25 protein-coding genes, 1 pseudogene and 1 other annotated feature are annotated in these 23,799 nt (G+C 38.6%); of the genes and pseudogenes, 5 read left to right on the top strand and 21 right to left on the bottom strand.

Going from position 1 to position 23,799, the window contains the following annotated elements:
- Window positions 1–260 precede the first annotated feature (260 nt).
- From ACLHK8_RS07305 to mutY, 3 genes are read right to left on the bottom strand one after another with little or no spacing between them, the layout of a single operon-like run.
- On the bottom strand, window positions 261–437 hold the full coding sequence (locus ACLHK8_RS07305) for a hypothetical protein (protein WP_169790703.1): 177 nt from the start codon (window positions 435–437) through the stop codon (window positions 261–263).
- The gene (locus tag ACLHK8_RS07300) at window positions 438–1,130 is read right to left on the bottom strand and encodes an NAD(P)H-dependent oxidoreductase (RefSeq protein ID WP_063698645.1); all 693 of its coding nucleotides are present in this window, start codon (window positions 1,128–1,130) and stop codon (window positions 438–440) included. It lies immediately after the preceding gene.
- Window positions 1,131–1,146: 16 nt separating this feature from the next.
- The gene (gene mutY / locus ACLHK8_RS07295; RefSeq protein WP_057773786.1) at window positions 1,147–2,268 is read right to left on the bottom strand and encodes an A/G-specific adenine glycosylase; all 1,122 of its coding nucleotides are present in this window, start codon (window positions 2,266–2,268) and stop codon (window positions 1,147–1,149) included.
- A 167-nt stretch (window positions 2,269–2,435) separates the two neighbouring features.
- Between mutY and ACLHK8_RS07290 the strand changes: the two genes are divergently transcribed.
- Entirely contained in the window at window positions 2,436–2,588 is a 153-nt protein-coding gene (locus tag ACLHK8_RS07290; protein ID WP_156406521.1) for a hypothetical protein, read from the top strand.
- A gap of 88 nt (window positions 2,589–2,676) precedes the next feature.
- A complete protein-coding gene (locus ACLHK8_RS07285; protein WP_057773784.1) occupies window positions 2,677–3,870 on the top strand; it encodes an MFS transporter in 1,194 nt (397 codons plus the stop codon).
- A gap of 62 nt (window positions 3,871–3,932) precedes the next feature.
- Here the strand turns inward: ACLHK8_RS07285 and ACLHK8_RS07280 are convergent, their stop codons facing one another.
- The 10 genes and pseudogenes from ACLHK8_RS07280 to ACLHK8_RS07235 form a co-directional block, all read right to left on the bottom strand.
- Window positions 3,933–4,148: a P8 family protein gene (locus tag ACLHK8_RS07280; protein WP_057773781.1), complete on the bottom strand. Its 216-nt coding sequence runs from the start codon at window positions 4,146–4,148 to the stop codon at window positions 3,933–3,935.
- Between the two features lie 220 nt (window positions 4,149–4,368).
- On the bottom strand, window positions 4,369–4,602 hold the full coding sequence (locus tag ACLHK8_RS07275; RefSeq protein WP_057773779.1) for a DUF2922 domain-containing protein: 234 nt from the start codon (window positions 4,600–4,602) through the stop codon (window positions 4,369–4,371).
- 59 nt (window positions 4,603–4,661) lie between these two features.
- On the bottom strand, window positions 4,662–4,868 hold the full coding sequence (locus ACLHK8_RS07270) for a hypothetical protein (protein ID WP_063698646.1): 207 nt from the start codon (window positions 4,866–4,868) through the stop codon (window positions 4,662–4,664).
- 430 nt (window positions 4,869–5,298) lie between these two features.
- Window positions 5,299–6,132 carry an energy-coupling factor transporter transmembrane component T family protein gene (locus tag ACLHK8_RS07265; protein WP_063698648.1) on the bottom strand — a complete coding sequence of 278 codons (834 nt, stop codon included), beginning with the start codon at window positions 6,130–6,132 and terminating at the stop codon, window positions 5,299–5,301.
- Between the two features lie 4 nt (window positions 6,133–6,136).
- A complete protein-coding gene (locus tag ACLHK8_RS07260; RefSeq protein WP_063698650.1) occupies window positions 6,137–6,481 on the bottom strand; it encodes an energy-coupling factor ABC transporter ATP-binding protein in 345 nt (114 codons plus the stop codon).
- A gap of 56 nt (window positions 6,482–6,537) precedes the next feature.
- On the bottom strand, window positions 6,538–7,386 hold the full coding sequence (locus ACLHK8_RS07255; RefSeq protein ID WP_320531864.1) for an IS3 family transposase: 849 nt from the start codon (window positions 7,384–7,386) through the stop codon (window positions 6,538–6,540).
- Window positions 7,387–7,406: 20 nt separating this feature from the next.
- Complete coding sequence (locus tag ACLHK8_RS07250) at window positions 7,407–7,892, bottom strand: helix-turn-helix domain-containing protein (RefSeq protein WP_063698689.1); 486 nt, start codon at window positions 7,890–7,892, stop codon at window positions 7,407–7,409.
- 41 nt (window positions 7,893–7,933) lie between these two features.
- Window positions 7,934–9,271 carry an ABC transporter ATP-binding protein gene (locus ACLHK8_RS07245; RefSeq protein ID WP_063696517.1) on the bottom strand — a complete coding sequence of 446 codons (1,338 nt, stop codon included), beginning with the start codon at window positions 9,269–9,271 and terminating at the stop codon, window positions 7,934–7,936.
- Window positions 9,272–9,275: 4 nt separating this feature from the next.
- Window positions 9,276–9,833 (bottom strand): ECF-type riboflavin transporter substrate-binding protein, encoded by a 558-nt coding sequence (locus ACLHK8_RS07240; protein WP_063696515.1) that lies wholly within the window; start codon window positions 9,831–9,833, stop codon window positions 9,276–9,278.
- 77 nt (window positions 9,834–9,910) lie between these two features.
- Window positions 9,911–10,115: a binding site (T-box leader), on the bottom strand.
- A gap of 132 nt (window positions 10,116–10,247) precedes the next feature.
- Window positions 10,248–12,265: pseudogene (locus tag ACLHK8_RS07235) on the bottom strand (glucose PTS transporter subunit IIA).
- Window positions 12,266–12,497: 232 nt separating this feature from the next.
- Between ACLHK8_RS07235 and treR the strand changes: the two are divergent.
- Window positions 12,498–13,214: a trehalose operon repressor gene (gene treR, locus ACLHK8_RS07230; protein WP_063696513.1), complete on the top strand. Its 717-nt coding sequence runs from the start codon at window positions 12,498–12,500 to the stop codon at window positions 13,212–13,214.
- A gap of 13 nt (window positions 13,215–13,227) precedes the next feature.
- The gene (treC, locus tag ACLHK8_RS07225) at window positions 13,228–14,880 is read left to right on the top strand and encodes an alpha,alpha-phosphotrehalase (RefSeq protein WP_057775352.1); all 1,653 of its coding nucleotides are present in this window, start codon (window positions 13,228–13,230) and stop codon (window positions 14,878–14,880) included.
- Window positions 14,881–14,951: 71 nt separating this feature from the next.
- Here treC and ACLHK8_RS07220 read toward each other — a convergent pair whose 3' ends face one another.
- The 8 genes from ACLHK8_RS07220 to ACLHK8_RS07185 form a co-directional block, all read right to left on the bottom strand.
- Complete coding sequence (locus tag ACLHK8_RS07220; RefSeq protein WP_063696511.1) at window positions 14,952–15,599, bottom strand: hypothetical protein; 648 nt, start codon at window positions 15,597–15,599, stop codon at window positions 14,952–14,954.
- Between the two features lie 145 nt (window positions 15,600–15,744).
- Window positions 15,745–16,335: a hypothetical protein gene (locus tag ACLHK8_RS07215; RefSeq protein ID WP_156486306.1), complete on the bottom strand. Its 591-nt coding sequence runs from the start codon at window positions 16,333–16,335 to the stop codon at window positions 15,745–15,747.
- A gap of 20 nt (window positions 16,336–16,355) precedes the next feature.
- Entirely contained in the window at window positions 16,356–16,937 is a 582-nt protein-coding gene (locus tag ACLHK8_RS07210) for a hypothetical protein (protein WP_063696509.1), read from the bottom strand.
- Window positions 16,938–17,159: 222 nt separating this feature from the next.
- Window positions 17,160–18,062 carry a DMT family transporter gene (locus tag ACLHK8_RS07205; protein ID WP_057775360.1) on the bottom strand — a complete coding sequence of 301 codons (903 nt, stop codon included), beginning with the start codon at window positions 18,060–18,062 and terminating at the stop codon, window positions 17,160–17,162.
- 456 nt (window positions 18,063–18,518) lie between these two features.
- Window positions 18,519–19,670: a hypothetical protein gene (locus ACLHK8_RS07200; protein WP_063696507.1), complete on the bottom strand. Its 1,152-nt coding sequence runs from the start codon at window positions 19,668–19,670 to the stop codon at window positions 18,519–18,521.
- A gap of 148 nt (window positions 19,671–19,818) precedes the next feature.
- Window positions 19,819–22,332, bottom strand: a complete 2,514-nt coding sequence (locus ACLHK8_RS07195) for an excinuclease ABC subunit UvrA (protein ID WP_057774254.1) — start codon at window positions 22,330–22,332, stop codon at window positions 19,819–19,821.
- Window positions 22,333–22,457: 125 nt separating this feature from the next.
- Entirely contained in the window at window positions 22,458–22,607 is a 150-nt protein-coding gene (locus tag ACLHK8_RS07190; RefSeq protein ID WP_156406528.1) for a hypothetical protein, read from the bottom strand.
- Between the two features lie 393 nt (window positions 22,608–23,000).
- Window positions 23,001–23,150, bottom strand: coding sequence for a hypothetical protein (locus ACLHK8_RS07185; RefSeq protein ID WP_156486305.1), 150 nt, complete (start codon window positions 23,148–23,150; stop codon window positions 23,001–23,003).
- Between the two features lie 88 nt (window positions 23,151–23,238).
- Here ACLHK8_RS07185 and ACLHK8_RS07180 point away from each other — a divergent pair, with 88 nt between their 5' ends.
- Window positions 23,239–23,772, top strand: coding sequence for a hypothetical protein (locus ACLHK8_RS07180; protein ID WP_057774257.1), 534 nt, complete (start codon window positions 23,239–23,241; stop codon window positions 23,770–23,772).
- Window positions 23,773–23,799: the final 27 nt, after the last annotated feature.

Below are 23,799 nucleotides of genomic sequence, written 5' to 3'. Positions count from 1 at the left end.
TAGAAAGCACGATGGGCGACTTTTTATCCTCTTTTTTCGTTCGCTAAAAAGTTATTAGCTAAAAGGTTAAAGTCACAGCACCGTGCACTTTAATAATTAAGCTAATAATGACTAAACTGATCAAACTAACTAATTTATGTGTACGCTGCATGTGACTTCATCTCCTTTGATTTAATAAACTTATTATAGCGAGATTAAATTAGAAGTCAACATATTTTTTAATTTATTTTTAATTTTAGTGCAAACCTCTAAATAATGCTCTACCACTTGCTTGGATTCCATGTCCGGCCATCCACCTCACTTTGACCTTGTGCCAAACGTTTTTGTTGTTCTTTTACGAGGTCAAACAAAGCAAGATAAAATGCCCTATCTTCGTACTGCTTGCTAGTTTTAGCTAATTCATGCAATTGTTCTTCTACCCAATCATTCGTGTCCATCTACTCATCCTCATCATCTTTAATCATGGAAAGCGTCCAACCTAATTCTTCTAAGTTTTCGCGATTATCTTGAATTACTGATAAAATCTGCGCGAGTTTCTGTGAATTAGATGAGTCCTTTGTCTTACTAATTTTATCAGCCAACTGCTGTTCAAACCAAAGTTCTTGTCCGTGAAAACTCTCAAAATCTGGATTCGTGATGTATTGCTGATACGAAGCCACCAATCGCTGCTTGTCTTTTTCAGATAGATACGCAAACTGAAAAATTGGAAAAGGTTGCAAATATGTCATTTGCGCTTTGTAAGCCAAAGCTTGATAAGGACGCAGTAATTCAGATAATGTGAATTGTTCTTCACCACCGGCCACAAAACCTTTTTGCCGATCACCAGTCGAAACCACGATTCCTAACTCTTTGTTGGCGAGTGCGTGTTCCGTGCCATAAACAAAATTGCGCGTTAAGACATCATCTTCCCACTGTTTCAAAATTGCGGGTGCGCTATACCAATACAGGGGAAATTGAAAAATGATCCGATCGTGTTCGCGGAGTAAGCGCTGTTCGGAAGCTACATCAAAAGATCCCTGATTTAAAACATGCCAAGTAACTGAGTCCATTTTAGAAAGGCTCGTTTTCAAAAATTTTTGCGTGCCAGAATCCACTAAATTAGGATGAGCCACGATAATTAACGTTTTCACAATTTTTACCTCTTGTCTAAAATAATTGAATTTGTCGTTTTTTGAAAGCTTGCCATAATTTCTTTTGCACCGTTGGCCAAGCTAAGGTTGAAAACTCTTCAACCGGCACCACTTTCCCAGAAAAATGACTAAGATCAGGTTGTTTTTGAAGATTGGCATACAACAACGTGACATGCCATTTTTGATGTGTAAATGTGTGATTCACAATGGGAATATCTATAAATTGAAGTTCAGTCTGAATTTCAGTTTCACTAGCAAATTGATCTTCAATTGCCTTAATAATCGTTGTTGTATTAAGCTCTGGTTGGTCTGCTTTCAATTGATCTGCATCAACCAACGGAAATACCCACAGTTTAGCTAACAATTCGTTACCAGCACGCTGCTGAAACAGGAATCCTGATGGAGTTTCAATCACCAGCGCAAAATACTGCTTATCAACTGGCTTTAACCGTTTCGAACGCACTGGAAATTCATCCAAACGACCATCCAAATATGCTTGATTGAACTTTCGAACCGGTGAATGCTCATTGTCTGAATTTTTGGCCGTCATATAACTCGATCCCAGATCCATAATGGCTTGATTAAAATCGCCAGGACGATCGGTTGGCATAACTTTACGAATGGCTTCCTCAAATAAGCTACGGGTCTGCGGTTTTGTAATATCTGCATCAATCTCCAAAAGTTGGGAAAACACGCGAAACGCATTCCCATCAACAGCCGGTTCCGGTTGATTAAAGGCAATGCTGGCAATTGCGCCTGCCGTATATGGACCAATCCCAACCAGCTCCTGCAACTCAGCCTTTGTGTGGGGCCATTGACCATCATCATCGTTTAACAATTGCTGCGCCGCGCGTTGCATATTGCGCACCCGAGAATAATAACCCAAACCTTCCCACGCTTTCAGTAGTTGTTCCTCCGGTGCATTCGCTAGCTTCTCAACCGTTGGAAATACCATCATAAAACGCTGATAATACGGGATCACGGTATTTACTTGTGTTTGTTGCAACATGATCTCAGAAACCCAAATATGATAAGGTTCATGATCCCGACGCCATGGCAAGTCACGCCGATTGCTATCGTACCAATCTAATAGCGTTGTTTGAAACTCTTTAATTTTTGGTTTCGACCATTTAATCATTTTAAGGATTCCTCATAGCTTCTACACTTTTTTTCGTCAATAGATCATTGTATATCTAGTATACTGATAAATTGCTTACTTGTCTTTTCAAGTCTTCTAACCACCTTGTAAGAAAGAAACGGATATGCTAGAATTTTAGTAACATTACACGGAAAGGAACACGCATTATGTCAGTCATAGCAACGTTAAAACACACTACTGACTACCTTGAATTTTCAGGGATTGTTTGTGCGGAATCATACATTTTGAAGGCTAACGGGACAAGTCTGTCCATTTTTAACTTTCAATCTAACTATGCGACCACTCAAATGCGTGCTTAATTTCAGCCACAATTGCATTTACTAAAGGCGGGTCGTGAATTTTTGATCCGCCTTTTTGATGGTCGCTGCCAATTATAGGAGTGACATCATGAAAAACAAACTAACGAATCATTTATCCGTTAACCGCACCATTCACGCTAATTATCATTATAGTTTTTGGGCATTCTTTAGTATTACCAGCCTTTGGGTAATCTATTTAACCCAACACGGCATGAGCCTAATTCAAGTGGGACTACTTGAAAGTATTTTTCATACTGCAAGTCTCCTATTTGAAGTTCCATCCGGGACGCTAGCAGATCATTTTGCTTACAAAACGGTTCTGGTTATGGGCCGTCTCATGGCGATCCTATCCGGGATATTATTCTTATCGGGTACCGGTTTCTGGTGGTTTGCCCTAGCTTTTATTATTCAAGCTTTTTCTTACAACTTAAACTCCGGGACCAATGAAGCCCTTGTCTTTGAAACTCTTAAAGCAGACCATTTAGAAAAACATTACTTAAAAATTACGGCTAATCTCAATGCAATCTATGAACTAGCCGATATGCTAGGTCTGATCGTCGCGGGCTTTTTCGTCCACTGGCATTTTTCATTAACCTATGTAATTTATATCTTCACATCATTTTTAGCAATTGGCGCCATTTTACGCATGCAAGAACCATACTCCCAAATCAGCGCAGAAACCGTTCCGGCAACTAGTTTTGCCGTGATCATCAAAACAAGTTGGCAATTTTTAATCAGTCATCTGATTGTCGCAGGATTGATGCTTTTTCTAGCTTGCTATGAAGCGATTGGAACAACGTATTTCTTTTATTTTCAAACGCTCATGACCCATTATCGCTTTACTGGCTGGCAAATTAGTCTCGTCATTGTCATTGCTTCCTGTTTTAATATTTTAGGAGCTAAAAGTGCCCCTACTTTGGAGAAACATTGGTCCAAACAGCAACTTATTTACGGACTGGTTGGCTTAATGATTGCTGGTTTACTTTTCAGTATTTTTAAAAACATCATTATTTTAACCATTTGCTTTATACTAATCGGCTTGATGACTACCATCGTGGAACCTATTTTTAATGATTTTTTGCAACAACAAATTCCATCAAATGCACGCGCCACCTTGCTTAGTGTAATGAGCATGATGTTTAGCTTAGTCATGATCGTCTTATTTCCAGTCGTTGGCAAATTAATTACTTTAGTACAGTTCAATTTAGCCTTCTTCATTATTGGGATTTTCCTGCTATTGATTGGCTTATCATTAATTGGTCTGCACTTTATAAAAGCATAAAAAAGAATTAGCGAAATAAAATTCGCTAATTCTTTTTTAAGTTAACCATATTAATTTGTTTACTATTTCAACAATTTTTCAGCTGCAGCCTTCAAGTCGGAATCGTTCATGTCTTCCCACTTTGCAGCTTGTTCGGATGTTGCATCCGTATTATGGTTATTGCTTTCCATGACCTTGTTCCACATTGAATCACGCAATGGGGTTGCATCGTCACTCCAGTCAAAAATATCTTTGGTTGCCGTGTCTAAAAGCGCGGTTTTTTCTGCTACTGCTGCCATATTAAAACCTCCAATTATATTTTTGGGTGAAGCACAATAAAGTTCAGTAGCCACCAAGTACTACACCACTTCATTGTGTTTAATGTCTTTGATTTTAAATCCCCCAACACCTTCGTTATAACACAAATTTTAAAAATGTGTTTAGAAAAGCACTTTCTTTTTACCTTTTACAAAATAAGACCCAAGCCTCTTGAAATCAAGAATCCTTGGGTCTTGCTTATTAAGCTTTTACCGCTTTATCATCAAACAATGGTGTATTAATTGTTTCAATATACTTAGCTGCTTGAGGTTGTGCATATAATTCTTCATCGTCTTTCACGAATACCTTCAAACCAGCAAGTTGAGCCATTGCTGACTTAACTGCAGTTGGTTCCAAGTCTTCACTCACGTATTTTAACTTAATGTGACGGACCTTACCTAAGCTACTTACAAATTCCATATCTAATTGTTTCATATTTGGTTCCTCCTAAATTTTGGTATACATAGTCATTAATCGTGCAGGGATTATTTTTCTTAGTTATTTACAATTTTTTCTGTAGTGGTAACTGTCGCAAAATCAAATTTGTCTTTTGAAACTGCCTCAAGGACGCTGCCAAGGCCTTTGATCTGATCATCAGTGACTGTTTCTGGCATATTGCCGAAGCTTCGTTTGAGACCTTCCTCATGACCTTCACCTGACATTGTTACTGTAACTGCGGTCTTTAACCAATTTTTTCCCATCTTCCATTCTCCTGTTCTCATTTCATATTAGTAAGTGTCGCGACGGCTTACATCTACTAATAACGTTTGAGAGGACCAAAAGTACACAAAGAAATTAAAAAAGAATCAAAAAATTCGGATTCTTTTGGGTAGATGGTTGATAGATCGGCTTTACAAGGCGATTTTTAATTTTCAGAAACTTGGACTGGATACCTTTTGAACTGATTTTCCGCTGAGACTTAGGACAGCTCGACAAAGCAAAGATATGAAAATAGCCAAGGTTCCCGCGGGATTGCGATCCCGCATCCACCACCTACTATGATTTTTTTCGCTGAGACTTAGGACAGCTCGACAAAGCAAAGATATGAAAATAGCCAAGGTTCCCGCGGGATTGCGATCCCGCATCCACCTTAGCTATTTTCATATCTTTACCGCTTTGTCTCGCTCACTTTTAATTAAACGGATCATAAAATCTTCCCGCATTCACCTTAAATAGATACACACCAATCAGCACCACCAGTGCAATCACGATCAATGCCAAAAAGTCATTTCTCTTCATCGGTCGCGCCGCATACCAACTTCTTTTCTTCAGCTTTCCAAACCGACGGAGCTCCATTGCCTGACTGATCGTTTCAATTCTATCTAAACTCGTAAAAATCAGGGGCAACAAAATTTGAGCCGCCACCTTCACTCGATGAGTAATTTTACCCTTCTTAGAAATTTCATTACCTCGTGCCTGTTGCGCCCGACTAATTTGTCGATAATCGTTTTGCACATCTGGAATATATCGTAATGCCAACGATACGGCATAACTAATCCGATACGAAATTCCAATTCGATTCAAACTGGAAGAAAATTCACTGGGATTCGTTGTCATCAAAAAGATTAATGCCAGTGGCACCGTGAATATATACTTCAAAAATAAATTAAATTCATAAAATAACTGTTCCCAGGTTAAATTGTATGGTCCAATACCTTGCCAAATCACGTGTTCAGATCCATACAAATGGACCCCATACCTCGGTCCAAAGATATAGACTGCAATCAGGTTCAGGATGGAAAACACCGTAATGAAACCCAACACAAAGGATACTTCGTGAAACTTAATCCCCGAAATTCGAAATAACGCCAACGAACAAATCGTTAACACTAATAGGAATCGTGTATCAAAACTCACCATTCCAATCACCGAAAGCGCAATCATCCCAATTAATTTAGTTGTTCCAGTTAACCGATCCACAAAGTTATCTCGCTGCTTATATCCAATCAAGACATTGTTATTCATTGCTCTAACCTACCTTTTCTTGATCAATAAAACTAGCAATCAAAGCTTCTGGATCAACCTTCACGCGCTGTGCCAACGTAAATAGACTTGTTTCCACCAAAGAAGCCTTCTTCAAAAGATCTAAATCGGCAAAAAGCTTCATTGGCTGGTCATCATAGGCGATCACCCCGTTATTCAGCACTACCACGCGATCCGAATATTCCATCATTAAATGCATATCATGTGTAATGAAAATGACTGAAATACCTGTCTTTTGATTTAAGTCACGAATAAATGTCAACATCTCTGTATAATGATGCCAATCTTGACCAGCAGTCGGTTCATCTAAAATAAGCAACTCTGGATTCAAAACTAAAATAGCCGCGATCGTAACCCTGAACTGAACCCCATAATTTGGAGTGAATTTTAAGCAACCAACTGGTCGGATAGGTTTCGGTATTGTACCGGAGTTTTTCCGGCCAGTTTTGTTCTAATTCTTTTATTATTATAATAACTAACGTATTCAGTTATGGCTATTCTTAATTCTTCGTAGGAGGAATAGTGGTTATTATGCACCGTTCCAACTTTTAAAATATGGAAACAACTCTCAGCAACCGCATTATCCAGACAAGTCGCTTTGCGACTCATACTCTGCATAATGTGGTTTTTCTTTAGCTTGGAAACATACTGATAATTCTGATATTGAAAACCTTGATCTGAATGAATTGTCATCTTATAAGGTAATTGTGGTTTTGAACGAATTAAATCCATTAAAGGTTTTGTGACAAACGCTACATTAGGGCTAAGACCAATATTCCATGACAATATCTCGTTACTGTAAAGATCAACAAATGAAGTAAAATAAGCACGCTCAGAAATCGAACCAGAACCCCAGCGAACTTCAGTCACATCGGTCACTACTTTTTGATAAGGTCGATCCGTATTGAATCTGCGATTCAGTTTGTTTTTAGCAAGTTTACCAACAGTACCTCGATAAGAATTATATTTTCTAGTTTTTCGATCAAAAGCATGACAAAGCACGTCATTTTGTTTCATGATCTTTAATACCACTTTATGGTTAACAATTTTACCGTTGTTCCTTAATGCATCGGTAACCGTACGATACCCGAAATCTGGATTATCTTGTCTAATTTGAAGAATTTCATCCACTAAGTCCTGGGAATAATTAGTTTTATATTGTCGGTTAAGTGCATCATGATAACTACTACTTGACATACCGACAACTTTTAAAATAAAGCTAAGCACTTCGTTCAAATCACGCCTTAATTCAGCAACTATTTGTGCTTTTTCCTGGTTTTTAATGCTTTCTTTTTCTGAACCAAGGCGTGTAATTTTTCCAAATAAGCTAATTTAACTCTCAATTCACGGTTTTCTTCTTCTAATTCCTTTTTAGACTTTTCATTATTACTATCTGACATGGTATTTGACCGCCTTTGATTAGGATTAAGGCGTCCTTGTTCAAGAGCTCGTTCCCATTGCCAAATTACAGCTGGATGTTTAATTCGAAACTGCTTAGCAGTTATCGGCAAGGATGCATTTTGATCTAAACGCCATTTAATTACTTTCATTTTAAACGAATAATCAAAGTAAGTCTTCTTATGGTTTAAACTTAGACCTTCAACACCGAACTGTTCTAACCTGCGTTTCCATTCATATAAAGTGGCAGAGCCCTTGATACCGTACTTTTTCATGATAATACTTTGCGGCAGGCCACTAGTTAATTCTAAAACTGCATTTATTTTATTTTCCTTTGAGAACATAACAAAACCCCGATAATTTGGATTACTCCAATTATCGGGGTTCAGTTCACCCGCTTTTTTTGACCAAAACTTAAGGCCGAAATAGGCCAGTGACGATATTCAAACAAACCACAGACTTTTAGTGTTTCGTTTACACGTTTCTCAATATCATCAGACTCAACCTGCCGTAGTGTCAGCCCTAACGCCACTTCTTCGGAAACAGAATTTTTGGAAATCATCATATTTGGGTCTTGCAGAACGTAACCAATATGATCGGCGCGCTCCTTAATAGAATTATCATCAATTACCTGTCCATTTAGTGTCAAACTACCTGAACTTTGATGCAAAAATCCAGTAATGATGTTACTCAAAGTTGTTTTGCCAACTCCGTTTCTGCCAACCAAGCTAACCATCTCACCAGCCTGAATACTTAAATTTAGGTTGTTTAAAACCTGCTTCGAATCATAACTAAAAGAAATATTTTCAGCCTTCAATAAAGGTTCTTTGTCTGTTAAATGTGATTGAATGTGCCGTGGCGTGACCCAATTTTGCACGTCTTGAATAGCGTCATTACTTAGCGCTACCTCATTTACACTATCCACATGATCAACTTGACTTAAATCGATGCCCGCATATTTCAGCGCAGACAAATAGAGGGGTTCACGCAACCCTAATTTTGCCAAGATACCACTTTTTAAAATTGTGTCAGGCTTATCATTTGCGACAATCTTGCCTTGATCGACTAAAATAATCCGATCCACGGATTTATATAAAACATTCTCAATTCGATGCTCGATAATCACTGTGGTCGTATCACCACTTTTTTGCATCTCATCAATTAATTCGATTGATTCACGACCAGCAACCGGATCAAGGCTGGCGAGGGGCTCATCAAATAAGAGAATTTTACCTTCATCAACTAAAACACCGGCCATCGATACGCGTTGTTTTTGACCACCCGAAATTTCTTGAGGATGATTATTAATAATTTCAGGGATTCCCAATCGTTTTGCCCACTCACTGGCCTTCTGTTTCAAAACGGACTGCTTTTCACCATCGTTTTCCAATGCAAACGCAATATCTTCAGCAACGGTTAAGCCAACAAACTGCGTGTCTGGATCCTGCAAAACAGTCCCAACCTTCAAAGACAGATCAAATATTGTTTGATCTGCCACTGATTGTCCATTAATTAAAATTTTGCCACTCAATTTTCCAGGATAAGCTGACGGAATTAGTCCATTCATTAACCGACTAATCGTGGTCTTTCCAGATCCAGATGGGCCAGCAATCAACACTTTTTCGCCAGCATAAATATCAAAATTTAAATGACTTAACGTTGGTTCTGACTGACTTTGATACTGAAAGCTGACATCCTGAAAACTAATAATTGGGTTCTTCATAAATTTATGACTCTTTCTTTAAGCTGCCTTTCTTGGAACGGGTCCGGGCATAAGCCACCAATAAAATTGTCCCTAAAATTCCGACTGAAAGTGCATTGCAAATAACCGACGTAATTCCTTGTAAATAAACTTTGGAAGCTGGTTCTGAGTATACCAAAACATCGCCGGTTGGTGCAATAATTCCCCAGACAACAATACTGATGATTACTTGGTAAATGTTGAAGAAAACTAACTTACGTTTTGTTAAATCACCATTTTCAATATTCAAGTATTTTCTAGTTAATCCAAATAGGACTCCGTAAATACCATCGGCAACAATCCATGTCCACCAAGGCTCGCCCCATGTTAAATCATTAAACATATGACCGAGAAAGGCAATTAATCCCCCAGCTACTGGTCCGAAGATTGCACCCATTAATGCTAAAAATCCATATGCCAAATTAATATTTGTATCTGGAACTCCGGTTGGAATCGGAATATAACGCATCAAGACAAAGAAAATTGCCGTCCCAATCCCAATTGCTACCACTGTTCTTACTGAAATACCTTGCTTCTTATTCATAAGCTTCTCTCCCTATACCAATATTTTTTTAATTTTTATTACTAAAAATAAAAAACGCCCTCTACTTCAAAAACGAAGTAAAGGGCGTTTGACCGCGGTGCCACCTTTATTTGAACGCAAACACGTTCCTTAATTCATAAGGGCTTTTAAACCCGCGGCTTTAAATTTTCTTGAGCCACAACGCTCCCAGACCATCTTCAGCAAAAACTTCCCACTAGATTTCAACATTCCTAGCTCTCTGTAATTTCCGTTCTTGCGTACTCATCTGTTCACAGCATTTTTTAATATTCTGAATAAGTTTGATGATACTCCAAAATCGCTTTTTAGACAAGTAGTGAAAATCGTTTTCTGAAAATAAAAATAGTGCGTGTTCTGTATTTTCAAAGAGCACTCACTATTTTTAAAATTTATTTATTAAGCATTTTTACCAATTGTTTTGCGACGAACAACTTCCTTTTGAGCTGCAACATCGGCATCTTTGAATCCAAATGCCCATGTGCACCCAAACGCAACAACTAACGTAACCACCGTTGCAATCCAGAAATTAATTTCATTACTCATCCCACCACCAAATTTAGCAGGGGTGAAGAAGGAAGGAAATCCGATAATTGATCCGGTAAATCCGTACATGTTTACATTCAAAAGTCCGGAAACTAAGCCACCGGCCGCGGCACCAATACTAGCCGTCAAGAATGCCCGTCCGTATTTCAAGTTAATCCCGTAAATGGAAGGTTCCGTAATTCCGACAAAGGCTGAAATTGTAGCAGCACCAGAAAGTTCTTTAATAGATGCATTTTTTGATTTGATGAAAATTGCTAGAACTGCAGCACCTTGAGCAACCATTGTCATTGAAACAATCGCGTTTAAATAACTGTATCCTTTAGATGCAATATCGTTTGCAATCAATGGCACAATCGCCCAGTGTAATCCGAAGATAACCAAACTTTGATAGAAGCCACCAATGATTGCTCCGGCAATTGGATAATTGAATTTCAAAATTGCATCTAATAGCCATGAAATTCCGGTACTTACTAAGGTAATCGCAGGTCCCACAACGATCATGATGATTGCTGATACAAGAATAACTTCAAATAATGGCACAAAAATCATTTGGAGAATTTGAGGAATCCATTTTTTTAACCAAATTTCAATGTAGTGGGCCATCCATGCCCCCGCAATGATTGGAAAAATACTGTACGTGTAATTTACCATGTGAATTGGCAGGCCAAACAGATTCGTGTTCAAGGCCATTCCTAATAAAGTACCCGTTGTTTTGGTTCCGGAAGCAATTGCAAATAATGACGGATAAACTAACACCCCACCAATAATAGCCATTATAATTGGATCCGATTTAAGCCTTTTGGCAGCCGTAAACCCAACAATAATTGGTAAGAAGTAAAAGGCAGAATCACCCATTGCTGAGATAATAATGTAAGTTTGTGATGTTGCAGTCGTCCAGTGAAAATCCACGGCCATTTGGAGTAATCCTTTAAGAATACCACTCGCTGCCAATAAACCAACGACAGGCATCATTGAACCCGTGATAACCCCAATTAAGGAATTAAAACCGTCTTTAATTTTATCCTTAAAGCTTCGATTGTCAGGACCTTTAGCCGCAGCTGATGTTTCCGCTACAATCGCCGCTGTTGCATCTGGATCCGCATATTCTTGTCCAATTTGTGCAATCACTGCATCATAAACTTCAGTAACTGCAGCACCAATTACAACTTGGTATTGGCCTTGTGCATGGCGCACGGTAATGACATCTTCAAAGTTTTGAATCACATCGTCTTTTGCAATGCTTTCATCTTTTAAATAAAACCGCAGACGCGTAATACAATGAATCAGACTTTTTATATTTTCTTTGCCACCAACATTCTCGATAATGTCGGAAGCAAGCTTTGTATAATCCTTTGCCATTTTAAATACCCCCTTTATTATGCTTTAACTGTGACAGTCCCAATCTTAGCTTTGGCTTTAGTTTGTCCTGTAGATACATCCAAATGATCTAATTTATCAGCAGAATTCGGAAAGACCACAATAATCACATCATCTAACTTAGCTTCATGAACCTGATCTAAATCAATGGTGGCAATATCATCCCCACCATTAACAATGTCACCAGGTTGCACGCTAATCGTAAATGGAGCGCCCTTCAAATCGACAGTATCAACACCCATGTGAATTAAAACTTCCATGCCATTGGCCATCGTAAATCCCAACGCGTGTTTTGTGCTGGCAACCATCGTCACTGTTCCAGCCACCGGACTCACAATGTGTCCGTCACTAGGCTTTACTCCAAGGCCTTCCCCCATCGCTTTTTGTGCAAAAACTGGATCGCTGACTTCACTCAAGTCGATAACTTGTCCAGTTACTGGTGCGTAAACTGAATTATCATCAGCCACCTTTTTCTTTTTTCCAAATCCAAACATTTCCATTACCTCCCAACTGAATAATAAAACTTGGCTTTAAAATTAAGCGCTTTCTTGTTAACGGTGTCATCATACATCCTGTATATACATGTTGTCAAATTTAAAGTGCTTATTTTTTTAATTGCTTATTTATCGGCTTTTAAATGCATGGTATTTTAAAATATTATCTTTTTATCTTGTCTATACTTGTAATTTTATGATATGATGAAAGCGCTTTAGGAGGCGAGTAGTTATGCAAAATAAATTTAACGCCATTTATCATGATTTAGCAGACAAAATCATTCATCATATCTATCCGGTTGGTAGTTATCTTCCTAGTGAAACTCAGTTATCTGAACTATATGGAACATCTCGTGAAACAATCCGAAAAGCATTATCAGAGTTGCTTACAAACGGTTTTATCCAGAAAATTCGGGGGAAAGGTTCAGTTGTTTTGAACCTGCAGCGCTTTAATTTTCCAGTTTCTGGCATTACTTCTTTTAAAGAACTAAACAAGTCTCAACACATGAATTCCAGTACCGAAGTTCTATGCATTGAAGATCAGCATGTGCCACTCGAAAACTTTGATTATCAATCAGCTACCCCACTAAAGGCAACCTATGTGGAACGGCTTCGAAAAATTGACAACGAACCCATTGTTTTAGATCGCGATTATATTTTAAAAAATATTGTCCCTGAGATTTCTCAAACGGTAGCAGCCGATTCTTTATATGACTATTTTGAAAACCAGCTTGGTTTAGTCATTAGCTACGCAACCAAGACCATCACAGTTGAGCATCCTACTAAAGAAGAAGCTAAATTGCTTGAGCTAAACGAACAACAAGATATAGTTGTTGTCCGCAGTCAAACCTATTTAGAAGACACAACTCTCTTCCAATTTACAGAATCCATCCACCGGCCCGACAAATTTAGCTTTGTTGATTTTGCCCGCCGTCAAAAAATTAACTAAGGAGTGTTTAAATATGTCATTTCAAGACAAAGTAATCTATCAAATTTATCCAAAATCTTTTTATGATAGTGACGGTGACGGAATCGGGGATCTTCGCGGGATTATTGAAAAAATTCCTTACATTGCCAAACTTAACATTGACATGATTTGGTTTAATCCCTTTTTTGTATCTCCACAAAATGATAACGGTTATGATATCGCAGATTATTATAAAGTTGATCCTCGTTTTGGCACCATGGCCGATTTTGAAGAACTAGCTCAAAAATTAAAAGAACATCATATTGGAATTATGCTAGATATGGTCTTAAATCACACTTCTACAGCTCATGAATGGTTTCAAAAAGCCTTGGCTGGCGACACAAAATACCAAGATTTTTATTATATTCGGGATCCGAAGCCCAATGGGGATCTACCAACAAATTGGGATTCTAAATTTGGCGGCCCAGCTTGGGGCAAATTCGGTCAAACTGGAAAGTACTATTTACATCTCTATGACCCAACTCAAGCCGACCTTGACTGGCATAATCCTATCGTTCGTCAAGAACTCTATAAAGTGATTAACTTTTGGCAATCAAAGGGAGTCCATGGTTTCCGCTTCGACGTAATCAACGTCACGGGGAAAAAAAAAGAACTAATCGACGCTCCGGTTGGTGTGGCCAGCAAGTCTCTATATACTGATACACCAGTCGTTCAAGATTATCTAAAAGAAATGAATCAAGCAAGTTTTGGGCAAGATCCAGATGCGATTACCGTGGGCGAAATGTCGTCAACATCGATTGCTAATAGTGTTGAGTACACTTTACCCAGTAACCACGAATTGACGATGGTTTTCACTTTTCATCATTTAAAAGTTGATTATATAAATGGTGAGAAATGGACAAAAACGCCATTTGACTTCATGAAGCTCAAAAAAATCCTAAACGAGTGGCAAATTGGCATGGCCAAAGGCGGTGGTTGGAATGCCCTTTTCTGGAATAATCATGATCAACCCCGCGCGATTAATCGATTTGGTGATCCTGTTCATTACCGGGCAAAATCAGCAGAAATGTTGGCAACAACGATGCATTTATTGCGAGGAACTCCATATATCTATATGGGGGAAGAAATCGGGATGAGCGATCCGGATTACACTTCAATGAGTGATTATGTAGATGTGGAATGTCAAAATGCTTATCAAGAACTTTTAGCCACTGGTAAATCTGCAGCTGAGGCTTTTGAAATTATTAAAACTAAATCACGGGATAATAGTCGGACCCCCATGCAATGGGATAATTCCAAATATGCTGGTTTTTCAGCTCATAAGCCTTGGTTAATGCCCACCAATCAGGATGAAGTAAATGTTAAAGATGAATTTGCACACGGAGAAATTTTTGCTTACTATCAAAAACTAATTAAATTGCGAAAAACTCAGCCAATTATTGCGCAAGGCGATTTCAAGCCGCTAATGATTGATAATAAACAAGTTTTTGCTTACTTAAGAAATTATCAAGACCAGACCTTGATTGTCTTAAACAACTTCTACGGAAAATCGACAACTGTGGAATTACCAGACAAGCTATGCGAACAAAATAGTACAGTATTAATTTCAAATTATGATAATGCAATTGAACTTCAGAAACAGATTGAACTTCAACCCTATCAGTCTGTAGCGTTTTTACTGAATTAAACACAAAGAGCCTCTTCTGTATCCATTATGTTGGCTACAGAAGAGGCTCTTTATTATCAGAATCTAAAAAATCAAATTTTCCAATTGTACTTATAATCAGCATACGAAACATAAAAAGTACCAAACCGTCTAATCTTAAAGCTAATATTACCAACACCTTTTATAGAAATTCTTGACTGCTTTGGTGTAACAATAGTCAGCTTATTTTTCTTTAATTGGTTTATGTTACTATCAGTCAAAACAATTTCAGCCTTCGCAGCGGCAAACGGATCTGCATAACTACTACTGGCCAAGCGGGCACTCAGCTTGGGAGATAACAAGCAAAGGCAAAATAGGACCCCAATTATAACGGCCATTTGGTTTACATATTTAGCAGGTCGATCCTGATTGCAGATGATCACCGTTAAATAGGCATCGCAAATCAGCACAAATACTACGCCAAACATTGCGACTGGAAGTAAATATATTGGTGGTTTTGCAGTTATAGTTGCCAAAATCAAAAATATCAACGCAATCAGATTAATCGGACGCCACTTAAATAAGGTCATCAACAAAAGTACTGTGATTCCCGCAAGAGGCACAAAATTTAACACCATTCCTTTGCCGACCAACATAGTGGATTCAACGGTCGGGTACGAAACGGCTCGCAAAGCCCATAAAATATTTAACCCCATCCAAACACAAAAATAGATTGGTATCCTTAGATTTCGATATCTCATCAATAATTTCCTCTAACTCACTTAAGCAATATTATTTATCACACGATCGTTGTTGCTTGTCTAAAACATAACACTACACAATGTAAAAAACCAACCCAAATATACAAACAAAAGTGCTCACTTTCGCTATTCCTAAAATGGGCACTTATTTTATATTAGTTTGAACTTCTTCCGGATAATTTAAATTGACTGCCTTAGCCACTTGAGTAACAAATATTCCATCAAATAGTTCTGTCCAAGTAGCAGGACCGGTGGTAACAGAAGCCAAATCAAATGGATCTTCAATCAAGATGTTTTGTTCCTCACACCAAGCTGTTAAGCGTTTATAAATCTCAAGATTATTATTTTCATTTAAAAGATAATAATTGCCAGCCGAAGTTCCAATTGTTATTGATAATTCGTAATGAATACTGGGTGCAACAAAAGTAGTCATTCTTCGAATTACACCAAACTGAACATACTGAATATCTGCTGTCTTTGTGGTCTCAATCACTTTTTTGTTATTGTCGATTAATTGAATCCCTGTATCAATAAAATTAACCTCTTCTGATGCTTTTTCCCCAAATACTTTCCTACCGATTTTATGATTTCCCGCATCTGAATTTATTGAACTACGCGGAGAAATTTGATCATCGAACGAAATACGTATTTGTGTGAAACATTTCTTAACATACCGAATTTTATCTTTCACATACATACTACTATTAGTAAAAGCTGTTTTTGAAATTTCATGCATTTTCTTTGCCAATCTTTCAATTAAAATTTGGTTTGAACTTCTTCTGGATAATTCAGTTTTTCTGCTTTAGCAACTTTATCTACAAATGTACTATCAAGATCGTTTTTCCACGTGCTAGGTTCGCCCGTGATAGACTCTAACTCAAACGGATCTTCAAGCGAGATGTTTTGCTGGTTACACCAAGCCTTTAATTGCTCATAAACCGCAAAATCATCATTTAACAAATAATAATTACCACTGTCTATTCCGATTGTTATCGCTAATTCATAATAAAAACCAGGTGCCAAATAGGTAGACATTTTGCGAATCACACCAAATTGAATGTATTGAATATCACTTGATTTCGTGGTCGCAACTACTTCCTTATCCTTACCAATCACCTGCATTCCAGTGTCATCAAACTTCACCGTTTCTGGTAGTACCAGTCCAAACAGTTCTCTAACCACTTTATGACTTTTTTTATCTGAATTCTTCTGACTCTGTGGAAAAATTTGGTCATTAATTAAAATACGCATTGATGTAAAACAATCTTTAATATAAGCTACTTTTTCTTTTTTATAATTACCTGTTTTAGCAAAAGCCGTTTTTGGAATTTCATGCATCTTCTTCACCAATCTTTCAATTAAACCTTGAGTATTTCACAACAACAATATATGAAATTAGCTTAATCGAACCCTTGCCATTTTACAGATTTATCACTACTAACAAATTTCACTAACATGTTATCCCCCCAGAGAGCTGTTTAAAACGCTTTCATTAAATTCTATTTTAGTCTCTTTTCTAAAAAAGACAACTATTGCTAGAAAACTCAAATTTTCGTTAGTTTACGCAGAATGGCGATTGGCAATTGCCAAGATAAACACGGTGCTTAAGATTAAGATGGTCCCAATTGTTTCCATCAAACCAAACTTTAAGTTTAGAAACACTACCGATACGATCGTTGCTGATAACGGCTCAAAAGCATCCAATAAACCAGTGGCAGTTGCAGAAATGTAGGCTAAACTGGCTAGATAAATAAAGTAGGCTATGACGGAACCAAAAATGACGATAAACAAATATCCTGCCCAGCCGGCCGCGTCAAATTTTGGCACATCACGCCATGCTGGCTGAATAAACATGAACAACGCGCCACCAACCACCATTGACCATGAAGAAACGGTCAAAGATCCGTATTGATCCAGTATTTTATCCGGCAACAAAACATAAGCAGCCGCGGCCACTCCCGTTACCACACCCCAAAATAAGGCTGCTGGCGAAATAGTCAAAGACGTTGGATTCCCGCCCGTAATCAAGAGATAGGTTCCGACCAAAGCCGCAACAATGGCCCAAACATCTCCGCGTCGTGGCACCTTTTTATAACGCACGATTGTGAAGACGACAATAAAGACCGGCGCTAAAAACTGTAGAATAGTAGCCGTAGCAGCATTTCCAACTGCCACTGCCTTGTAGTAAACAGCTTGCATAGCAGTCATGCCAAAAATGGTAAAAACAAGTAATTGAATAATCGCCTTTTTATCGTGCCAAATCGCAAATAGCTTTGGTCGTTGTTTTGCTTGAAGCATCCCAAATGCAAGTAATAATAATCCACCAAAAAACATCTTGGATCCAATTAACCAAGTTAATTTCATGTGGTAATCAGCAAATAGAATCTGCGCAATCGGTCCTGAAATCCCCCAACAAATAGCCCCAATTGACGCGTACAAAATTCCTCGTGTTGATTTGCTCATACTTGCATCCCCCGTTTAGTGTTTCCCGTATTTAAAACTCATGCTTCTAATTATCGGACTATTAGGAAACGAACGCAATGAGGATTTTGTATTTAACTAACTAGCATTTCAAATATTTGCCGCCGAGACTGAGGACAGCTCAGAAAAGCAAAAGACAATAAATAAGTACACCTCACGCGGGATGGCAATCCCGCACCGGTGCTGCTCGTTGCCTTTTTTTCTCCGCTGAGATTTAGGACAGCTCGACAAGTCAAAAGGGCGCGGATAAGTATGACTCACAGCAGGATTGCAATCCTGCCTCCGTCACCTTGCTCGTTGCCTCTTTTTATCCGCCGAGACTGAGGACAGCTCAGAAAAGCAAAAGACACTAAATAAGTACACCTCACGCGGGATGGTGATCCCGCACCGGTGCACTTATTTAGTGTCTTTTAGCGCTTTTCTTCGCTCACTTTATTTCTAATACCTCAATATTCCCGCCGCCACTTTATCGGTTGGCATATCTTCCGTATCCAGCAAGACGATCCTTCCACCTGTCTGCATCGTTTTATCCACAATATCGTTCACAAGATTATTATTTTGGGCCTCCGTCGTTTCTGTATCCAACTTGCCCTCTTCATCAATCATGCCAACCACCGTTGTGTCATTTCTTACAAACAGCGTATCAATTTGACCGGCCACCGCACAGCGCACCAACTCACGCATATCACTCGTTGCCTTATTCCTATCTTTCGCCGTTTCATAACGCTGCTTTTGCACATCCATAATTCCTTCAAACCATTTCCGTACAACTGGACGCATCTTATTTTCTAATTGATCAATTTTTGAGCCATTAGGTGATTCTTCAACACACAAATGACGTGATAGATTCTTATTCTTAGTGACCTGACGGAAACGTGCCTGATTTTCAGGTAACCCAAACACAATCGTCATCAAACCTTCCGGATGCGCATAATTTTTTGTCACATACGAATCGACCATCTTATAGTAATTAATTTGGTCATTAGTAACTTCTTGGCTCTTCTCGTTATGCCCATGATAAGCCACCGCAATATCGCCCCCATGATTGGAAGCTCCACGAAACGACATCTCACCACCGACTAATTCATTATCGCCAAGTGCTTCCTTCAATGTTCGCGGCGCATCTTCACCAAGCGTAATTTCTTCTAGGTCATACCCACTTCCGCGATAAAGCTTAAATGACGTTTGATTAAGTCCGATTAATAAGTACTCAAATTTAAGCTGTAACTCCTGGATAATTGGCAACACATTAGGTTGACGTGAAACGGAAACTTGATTAACACAATTTCCGGAAAGCTGGAATGTCTGTACCTTGTCCATATCACCAATTAAAACCACTGCTTCGCCTGCATCATCCAACCAGAAACTACTATCATCACCATAAATACTCCAACGACTTAAGTAGGCCTCGTGATCAACTTCAGGAAACAATTTTGTTAACTTATCTTTTGCTTCCTTCAACAAATTTTTGAAAGTGATTTTTGTGTGCTGAATCTCTTTTAAATCAGCAGGGTTATTCACAATCATCGTGATAAACGGGCCATGTTCTGAGCTCAATACATCGTTTAAATCATTCTTGTTAATTCGCATAGGTTATTCCTCCAGTAAGAATATTGATATGAAAGCCTTTTCTATTTCTACCCCAAGCATAGCATCTTTCTATCAAAATATCCAGTATAGTTATAACGTTCATAAGCAGAATATTATTTATAACCCATATGAAAGTCTAACTTACATTTTACTGAAACAACTCAAAGTGCGGTTTCAAATACTTTCCCGTCTCACTTTGAGGCGTATTTGCCACCTCTTTTGGCGTACCGGCGGCAATGATTTTTCCACCAAATTGGCCACCTTTTGGCCCAAGATCGACCACATAATCTGCATTCGCAATCACGTCCAAATCATGTTCAATGATAATAATTGTAGCTCCTTGATCAATCAACCGATCAAACACATGAATCAACGTTTGAATATCAAGTGGATGTAACCCTACAGATGGTTCATCAAACACAAATAATGTCCCGCTTTGTTTCCGGCCCATTTGTGAAACTAACTTCAAACGCTGTGCTTCACCACCGGATAGAATTGGCGTACTCTCACCTAATACAAGATATCCCAATCCCATTTCATCAAGTTTTTCCAAAATTGATTTGATTGCAGGCACGCCTTTAAAAATTGGTAAGGCATGCTCTACATTAAGCGCCAAAATATCGGCAATGGTATAGCCGTGCCATTTTACCGCCAATGTTTCATCATTGTATCGCTTGCCGTGACAAACGGGACAAGTTTCTACCATGTCTGGCAGGTACTGAATATCCAGTGAAATTGTGCCGGTCCCCTTACAGTTCGGGCAAGCCCCTGAAGCCACATTGTAAGAAAAATTGCTGGCGGTCCACTTCCGTTGTTTTGCCTCCGGAGTATCAGCGAATAAAGCCCGGAGCGTATCCAAAATTCCAGAATAAGTTGCGACTGTAGAACGGACGTTTTTCCCGACTGGTACCGAATCCACCATGACCACCCGATGAATATGGGCGCGGTCTAACTGACTAATGTGGGCTGGTAATGGTTCTTTTTTAATCGCCGCTTTAATTGCTGGAATTAAACTATCTAAAATCAGCGTTGTCTTCCCAGCACCTGAAAATCCTGCCACAACGCTGAGCCGTCCCTTGGGGAAATGAGCGACGACATTATGCAGATTATATCGATCAGACACACCAATCGTTAGATCGCCCTTATCAAACAGTTTAGCTTTCGGAACCTGCTTTCTAACCAATAATTGCGCTGTTCCATTTAAAAATGGTGCAATGAGCGATTGCGGGCTCTGCTTAATAGTAGAAACTGTTCCTTGGTCAACAACTGTACCCCCGTTTTTACCGGCGCCTGGGCCAATCTCAATCACATAGTCCGCAGCCGAAATAATCCGCGTGTCATGATCAACAACTACTAATGAATTTCCTTGCGCAACTAACTGATGCAAAATCTTAATTAAGCCACTGACATTGGCTGGATGTAGCCCAACAGATGGTTCATCAAGAACATAAAGCACCCCGGTCGTTTGGCTGCGTAAAGTTCGCCCGAGTTGAATACGCTGTAATTCCCCGGTTGATAAGGTGTCGCCCTCTCGATCCAAGGTTAAATAATCCAGTCCTAAGTCTAAAACAGGCTGAACACTATCTTGAAGTTCACCTACCAAATTAGCGCCAAGTTCGTGCATCGTTTCTGGTAACCACGGCACAATTTTAGGCATAAATTGGGTTAATTCGGTGATGGTCATTTTTGAAACTTCAGAAATATCTTTATCCACTAATTTTGTGTTTAATAATTTGGGCGCAAAACGCGTTCCATGACACGTTGGGCAAATATCAAATGAATAAAATCGATTGAGCCGTTTGATTGCTCGTTCATTGGTTGTTGTCGCTAAACTATCTTCAACCGCCGAATAGGCATTCTCAAATTGCGCGTTGTCCATATGGAAAATCTTGCCCGTTTTAGATGGAATGTTAATCGCATATTTTTTATTTTCACCATGCCAAACCATTTCTTGATCTTCCGCACTCATTTGATTAAATGGCGTATCAATTGGAATCCCAATCTGTTCAGCCACATAAATCATAAAATTACGGCCTGGCAATCGCCATGAAGCCACCGCCCCCTCACGAATGGTTTTCGTTTCATCAGGGATCAACCGGCTTTTTACAATCTGGCGGACTTTACCGACACCATTACAAGTTGGGCAGGCACCTTCTGAGTTGAACGCAAAACTTTCTGCACCGGGTGCCATGAATTTCACTCCACAAGTCGGACAAATTACGTAGCCCATATTTTCTGCAACTTCTAAAGTTGGTGGCACACGATGCCCATTGGGACAAACATGCGAACCTAATCGTGAAAACATCAGACGCAGAACGTTTAAACTCTCTGTCATTGTTCCAACAGTTGAACGAACGCCAGGAACGGTTGGTCGTTGCCTTAACGCCAATGCAGAGGGCAAATACTTCACTTCATCAACATCAGCTTTGCCAGCCTGACTAATCCGGCGTCGCGTATAGGTTGAAAGAGAATTTAAATAACGGCGGGCCCCTTCAGCATAAAGAACACCCATCGCTAGTGAGGATTTTCCTGATCCTGATTTTCCCGTAATCGCTACAAATGCGTTTAGCGGAATTGTCACGTTCAAATTTTTTAAATTATTAACATGCGCCCCAATTACTTCAATGTTATCGGGAATCGTTTCTTTATGTTGAATTGCCATGTAAACCGCCTTACCTTTCTGTTACACTTCCCCTTCAGTATAACGCGCGTTGATATTTAGCAAAAATAAAAACACATTCTGAAGTTCAGATTTAACTTCAGAATGTGTTTTTCAATCAACTTATTTTAAACTAAATAAATTACAATAATTAGTGCCGCTAACGCCACAATAGCAGATATTCTTGCCAACCGCTTATTGGTACTTCGTTTCTTATAAGCATAATATCCACAAATAATCGTAACAATAAATGCAGCAAGCAAAACCCAAAAGCCCATCTAAATCATCTCCCAAATTAAACTCTAAATAACGCTAATATTACGAATACATAAACAATCTCTACAGAGTTAATAAAGCTCCCAATAGTCTTTTAAAAAAGTTACCTTGAAATCTTGGTAAAAGCTCAAAGTATGTCCCGATTCTTAAAATTCCAGTTCTTCAACACCGATTCCAAATTCTTGCCATAAGATTGTTAACCAAGGCCCTGCTATAAGACAAAACACCGCGAAATAGAGAACATACTTTAATACCTTGGAATTTGAAATTTTTTCACTCATTGATATGACCCTTTTGGAAATAGAACTGATATCTAGTTCAATAAGTTCATTTTTAGAAACATTTTGTAGAAATATCTTTTCATAGTTATATTTCTTTAAATAAGTTAATCTCTATTATGTTAAATAAAGAACAACCGCTAACGCTATGACCATTATCACGGTGAGCACAATTGCCAATGGCCGATTCTTATTTCTCTGTTTAGTTGCCATAACTCCACATACGATGGCAATGATAAATAACGCTAAGAGTAACCACAATCCCATTTCATTTCCTCCATTACTTAATAAATATAAAACAGCTAATTAATTTATGCTATGATTAGATAAAAACATATAATGTAGAAGGGCTATTATGCAAAAATTAATTGTATTTATAATCAGTATATCCTTACTTTCATCACTTTCTGCGTGTGAAAAAAATAATTCCGCAAAGGTTTCTTCATCTCATTCAGAAGCTCATACAAGTAAAGCTAGCAATAAAAAGATAAATTCATCGAAGAGCACTAAAACTAGTTCTTCTAAAAGAATTACAACCGCCAACAGTAAAAATGTACATCATACAGCTGCAAAAAAGGCCACTGCGACATCAGCTTCAGAAACTAAAAGTTCATCCTCAGCTTCTTCAAACAATACTGGACTCAATCAAACGCGAGCAGCAATAACAGCGGAAGAAAAATCAAATGATAACAAACCTTTAAATTGGGAACCTATAAAAAACGCCCAGCAAGCAGAGGCTCGTGTCACTAAATTATACGGTAACAAAGGATGGATAACAATGCACGGTACAGTCGGTATTAGTTCTCCAATTTATTTTTCTGAAACTAGTAACGCTACTAACACAACATATGTTATCTATGCTACTGGTAAAGTAACTGCCATGCATTAGCCTAAGATATTTACCTTTATATTGTAC

Source organism: Pediococcus sp. M21F004 (assembly GCF_051122535.1).
In the GTDB taxonomy this organism is placed as follows: Bacteria; Bacillota; Bacilli; order Lactobacillales; family Lactobacillaceae; genus Pediococcus; species Pediococcus inopinatus.
Note: the sequence above shows the minus strand (reverse complement) of the source record. Positions and strands in the feature narration are given on the sequence as shown.

Bases quoted from the DNA above. Each gene is read 5' to 3' on its own strand.
- ACLHK8_RS07305 (WP_169790703.1), bottom strand. From the start codon at position 437: ATGGACACGAATGATTGGGTAGAAGAACAATTGCATGAATTAGCTAAA.
- mutY (WP_057773786.1), bottom strand. From the start codon at position 2,268: ATGATTAAATGGTCGAAACCAAAAATTAAAGAGTTTCAAACAACGCTA.
- ACLHK8_RS07290 (WP_156406521.1), top strand. From the start codon at position 2,436: ATGTCAGTCATAGCAACGTTAAAACACACTACTGACTACCTTGAATTT.
- ACLHK8_RS07285 (WP_057773784.1), top strand. From the start codon at position 2,677: ATGAAAAACAAACTAACGAATCATTTATCCGTTAACCGCACCATTCAC.
- ACLHK8_RS07280 (WP_057773781.1), bottom strand. From the start codon at position 4,148: ATGGCAGCAGTAGCAGAAAAAACCGCGCTTTTAGACACGGCAACCAAA.
- ACLHK8_RS07275 (WP_057773779.1), bottom strand. From the start codon at position 4,602: ATGAAACAATTAGATATGGAATTTGTAAGTAGCTTAGGTAAGGTCCGT.
- ACLHK8_RS07270 (WP_063698646.1), bottom strand. From the start codon at position 4,868: ATGGGAAAAAATTGGTTAAAGACCGCAGTTACAGTAACAATGTCAGGT.
- ACLHK8_RS07265 (WP_063698648.1), bottom strand. From the start codon at position 6,132: ATGAATAACAATGTCTTGATTGGATATAAGCAGCGAGATAACTTTGTG.
- ACLHK8_RS07250 (WP_063698689.1), bottom strand. From the start codon at position 7,892: ATGTTCTCAAAGGAAAATAAAATAAATGCAGTTTTAGAATTAACTAGT.
- ACLHK8_RS07245 (WP_063696517.1), bottom strand. From the start codon at position 9,271: ATGAAGAACCCAATTATTAGTTTTCAGGATGTCAGCTTTCAGTATCAA.
- ACLHK8_RS07240 (WP_063696515.1), bottom strand. From the start codon at position 9,833: ATGAATAAGAAGCAAGGTATTTCAGTAAGAACAGTGGTAGCAATTGGG.
- treR (WP_063696513.1), top strand. From the start codon at position 12,498: ATGCAAAATAAATTTAACGCCATTTATCATGATTTAGCAGACAAAATC.
- treC (WP_057775352.1), top strand. From the start codon at position 13,228: ATGTCATTTCAAGACAAAGTAATCTATCAAATTTATCCAAAATCTTTT.
- ACLHK8_RS07220 (WP_063696511.1), bottom strand. From the start codon at position 15,599: ATGAGATATCGAAATCTAAGGATACCAATCTATTTTTGTGTTTGGATG.
- ACLHK8_RS07215 (WP_156486306.1), bottom strand. From the start codon at position 16,335: ATGCATGAAATTTCAAAAACAGCTTTTACTAATAGTAGTATGTATGTG.
- ACLHK8_RS07210 (WP_063696509.1), bottom strand. From the start codon at position 16,937: ATGCATGAAATTCCAAAAACGGCTTTTGCTAAAACAGGTAATTATAAA.
- ACLHK8_RS07205 (WP_057775360.1), bottom strand. From the start codon at position 18,062: ATGAGCAAATCAACACGAGGAATTTTGTACGCGTCAATTGGGGCTATT.
- ACLHK8_RS07200 (WP_063696507.1), bottom strand. From the start codon at position 19,670: ATGCGAATTAACAAGAATGATTTAAACGATGTATTGAGCTCAGAACAT.
- ACLHK8_RS07195 (WP_057774254.1), bottom strand. From the start codon at position 22,332: ATGGCAATTCAACATAAAGAAACGATTCCCGATAACATTGAAGTAATT.
- ACLHK8_RS07190 (WP_156406528.1), bottom strand. From the start codon at position 22,607: ATGGGCTTTTGGGTTTTGCTTGCTGCATTTATTGTTACGATTATTTGT.
- ACLHK8_RS07185 (WP_156486305.1), bottom strand. From the start codon at position 23,150: ATGGGATTGTGGTTACTCTTAGCGTTATTTATCATTGCCATCGTATGT.
- ACLHK8_RS07180 (WP_057774257.1), top strand. From the start codon at position 23,239: ATGCAAAAATTAATTGTATTTATAATCAGTATATCCTTACTTTCATCA.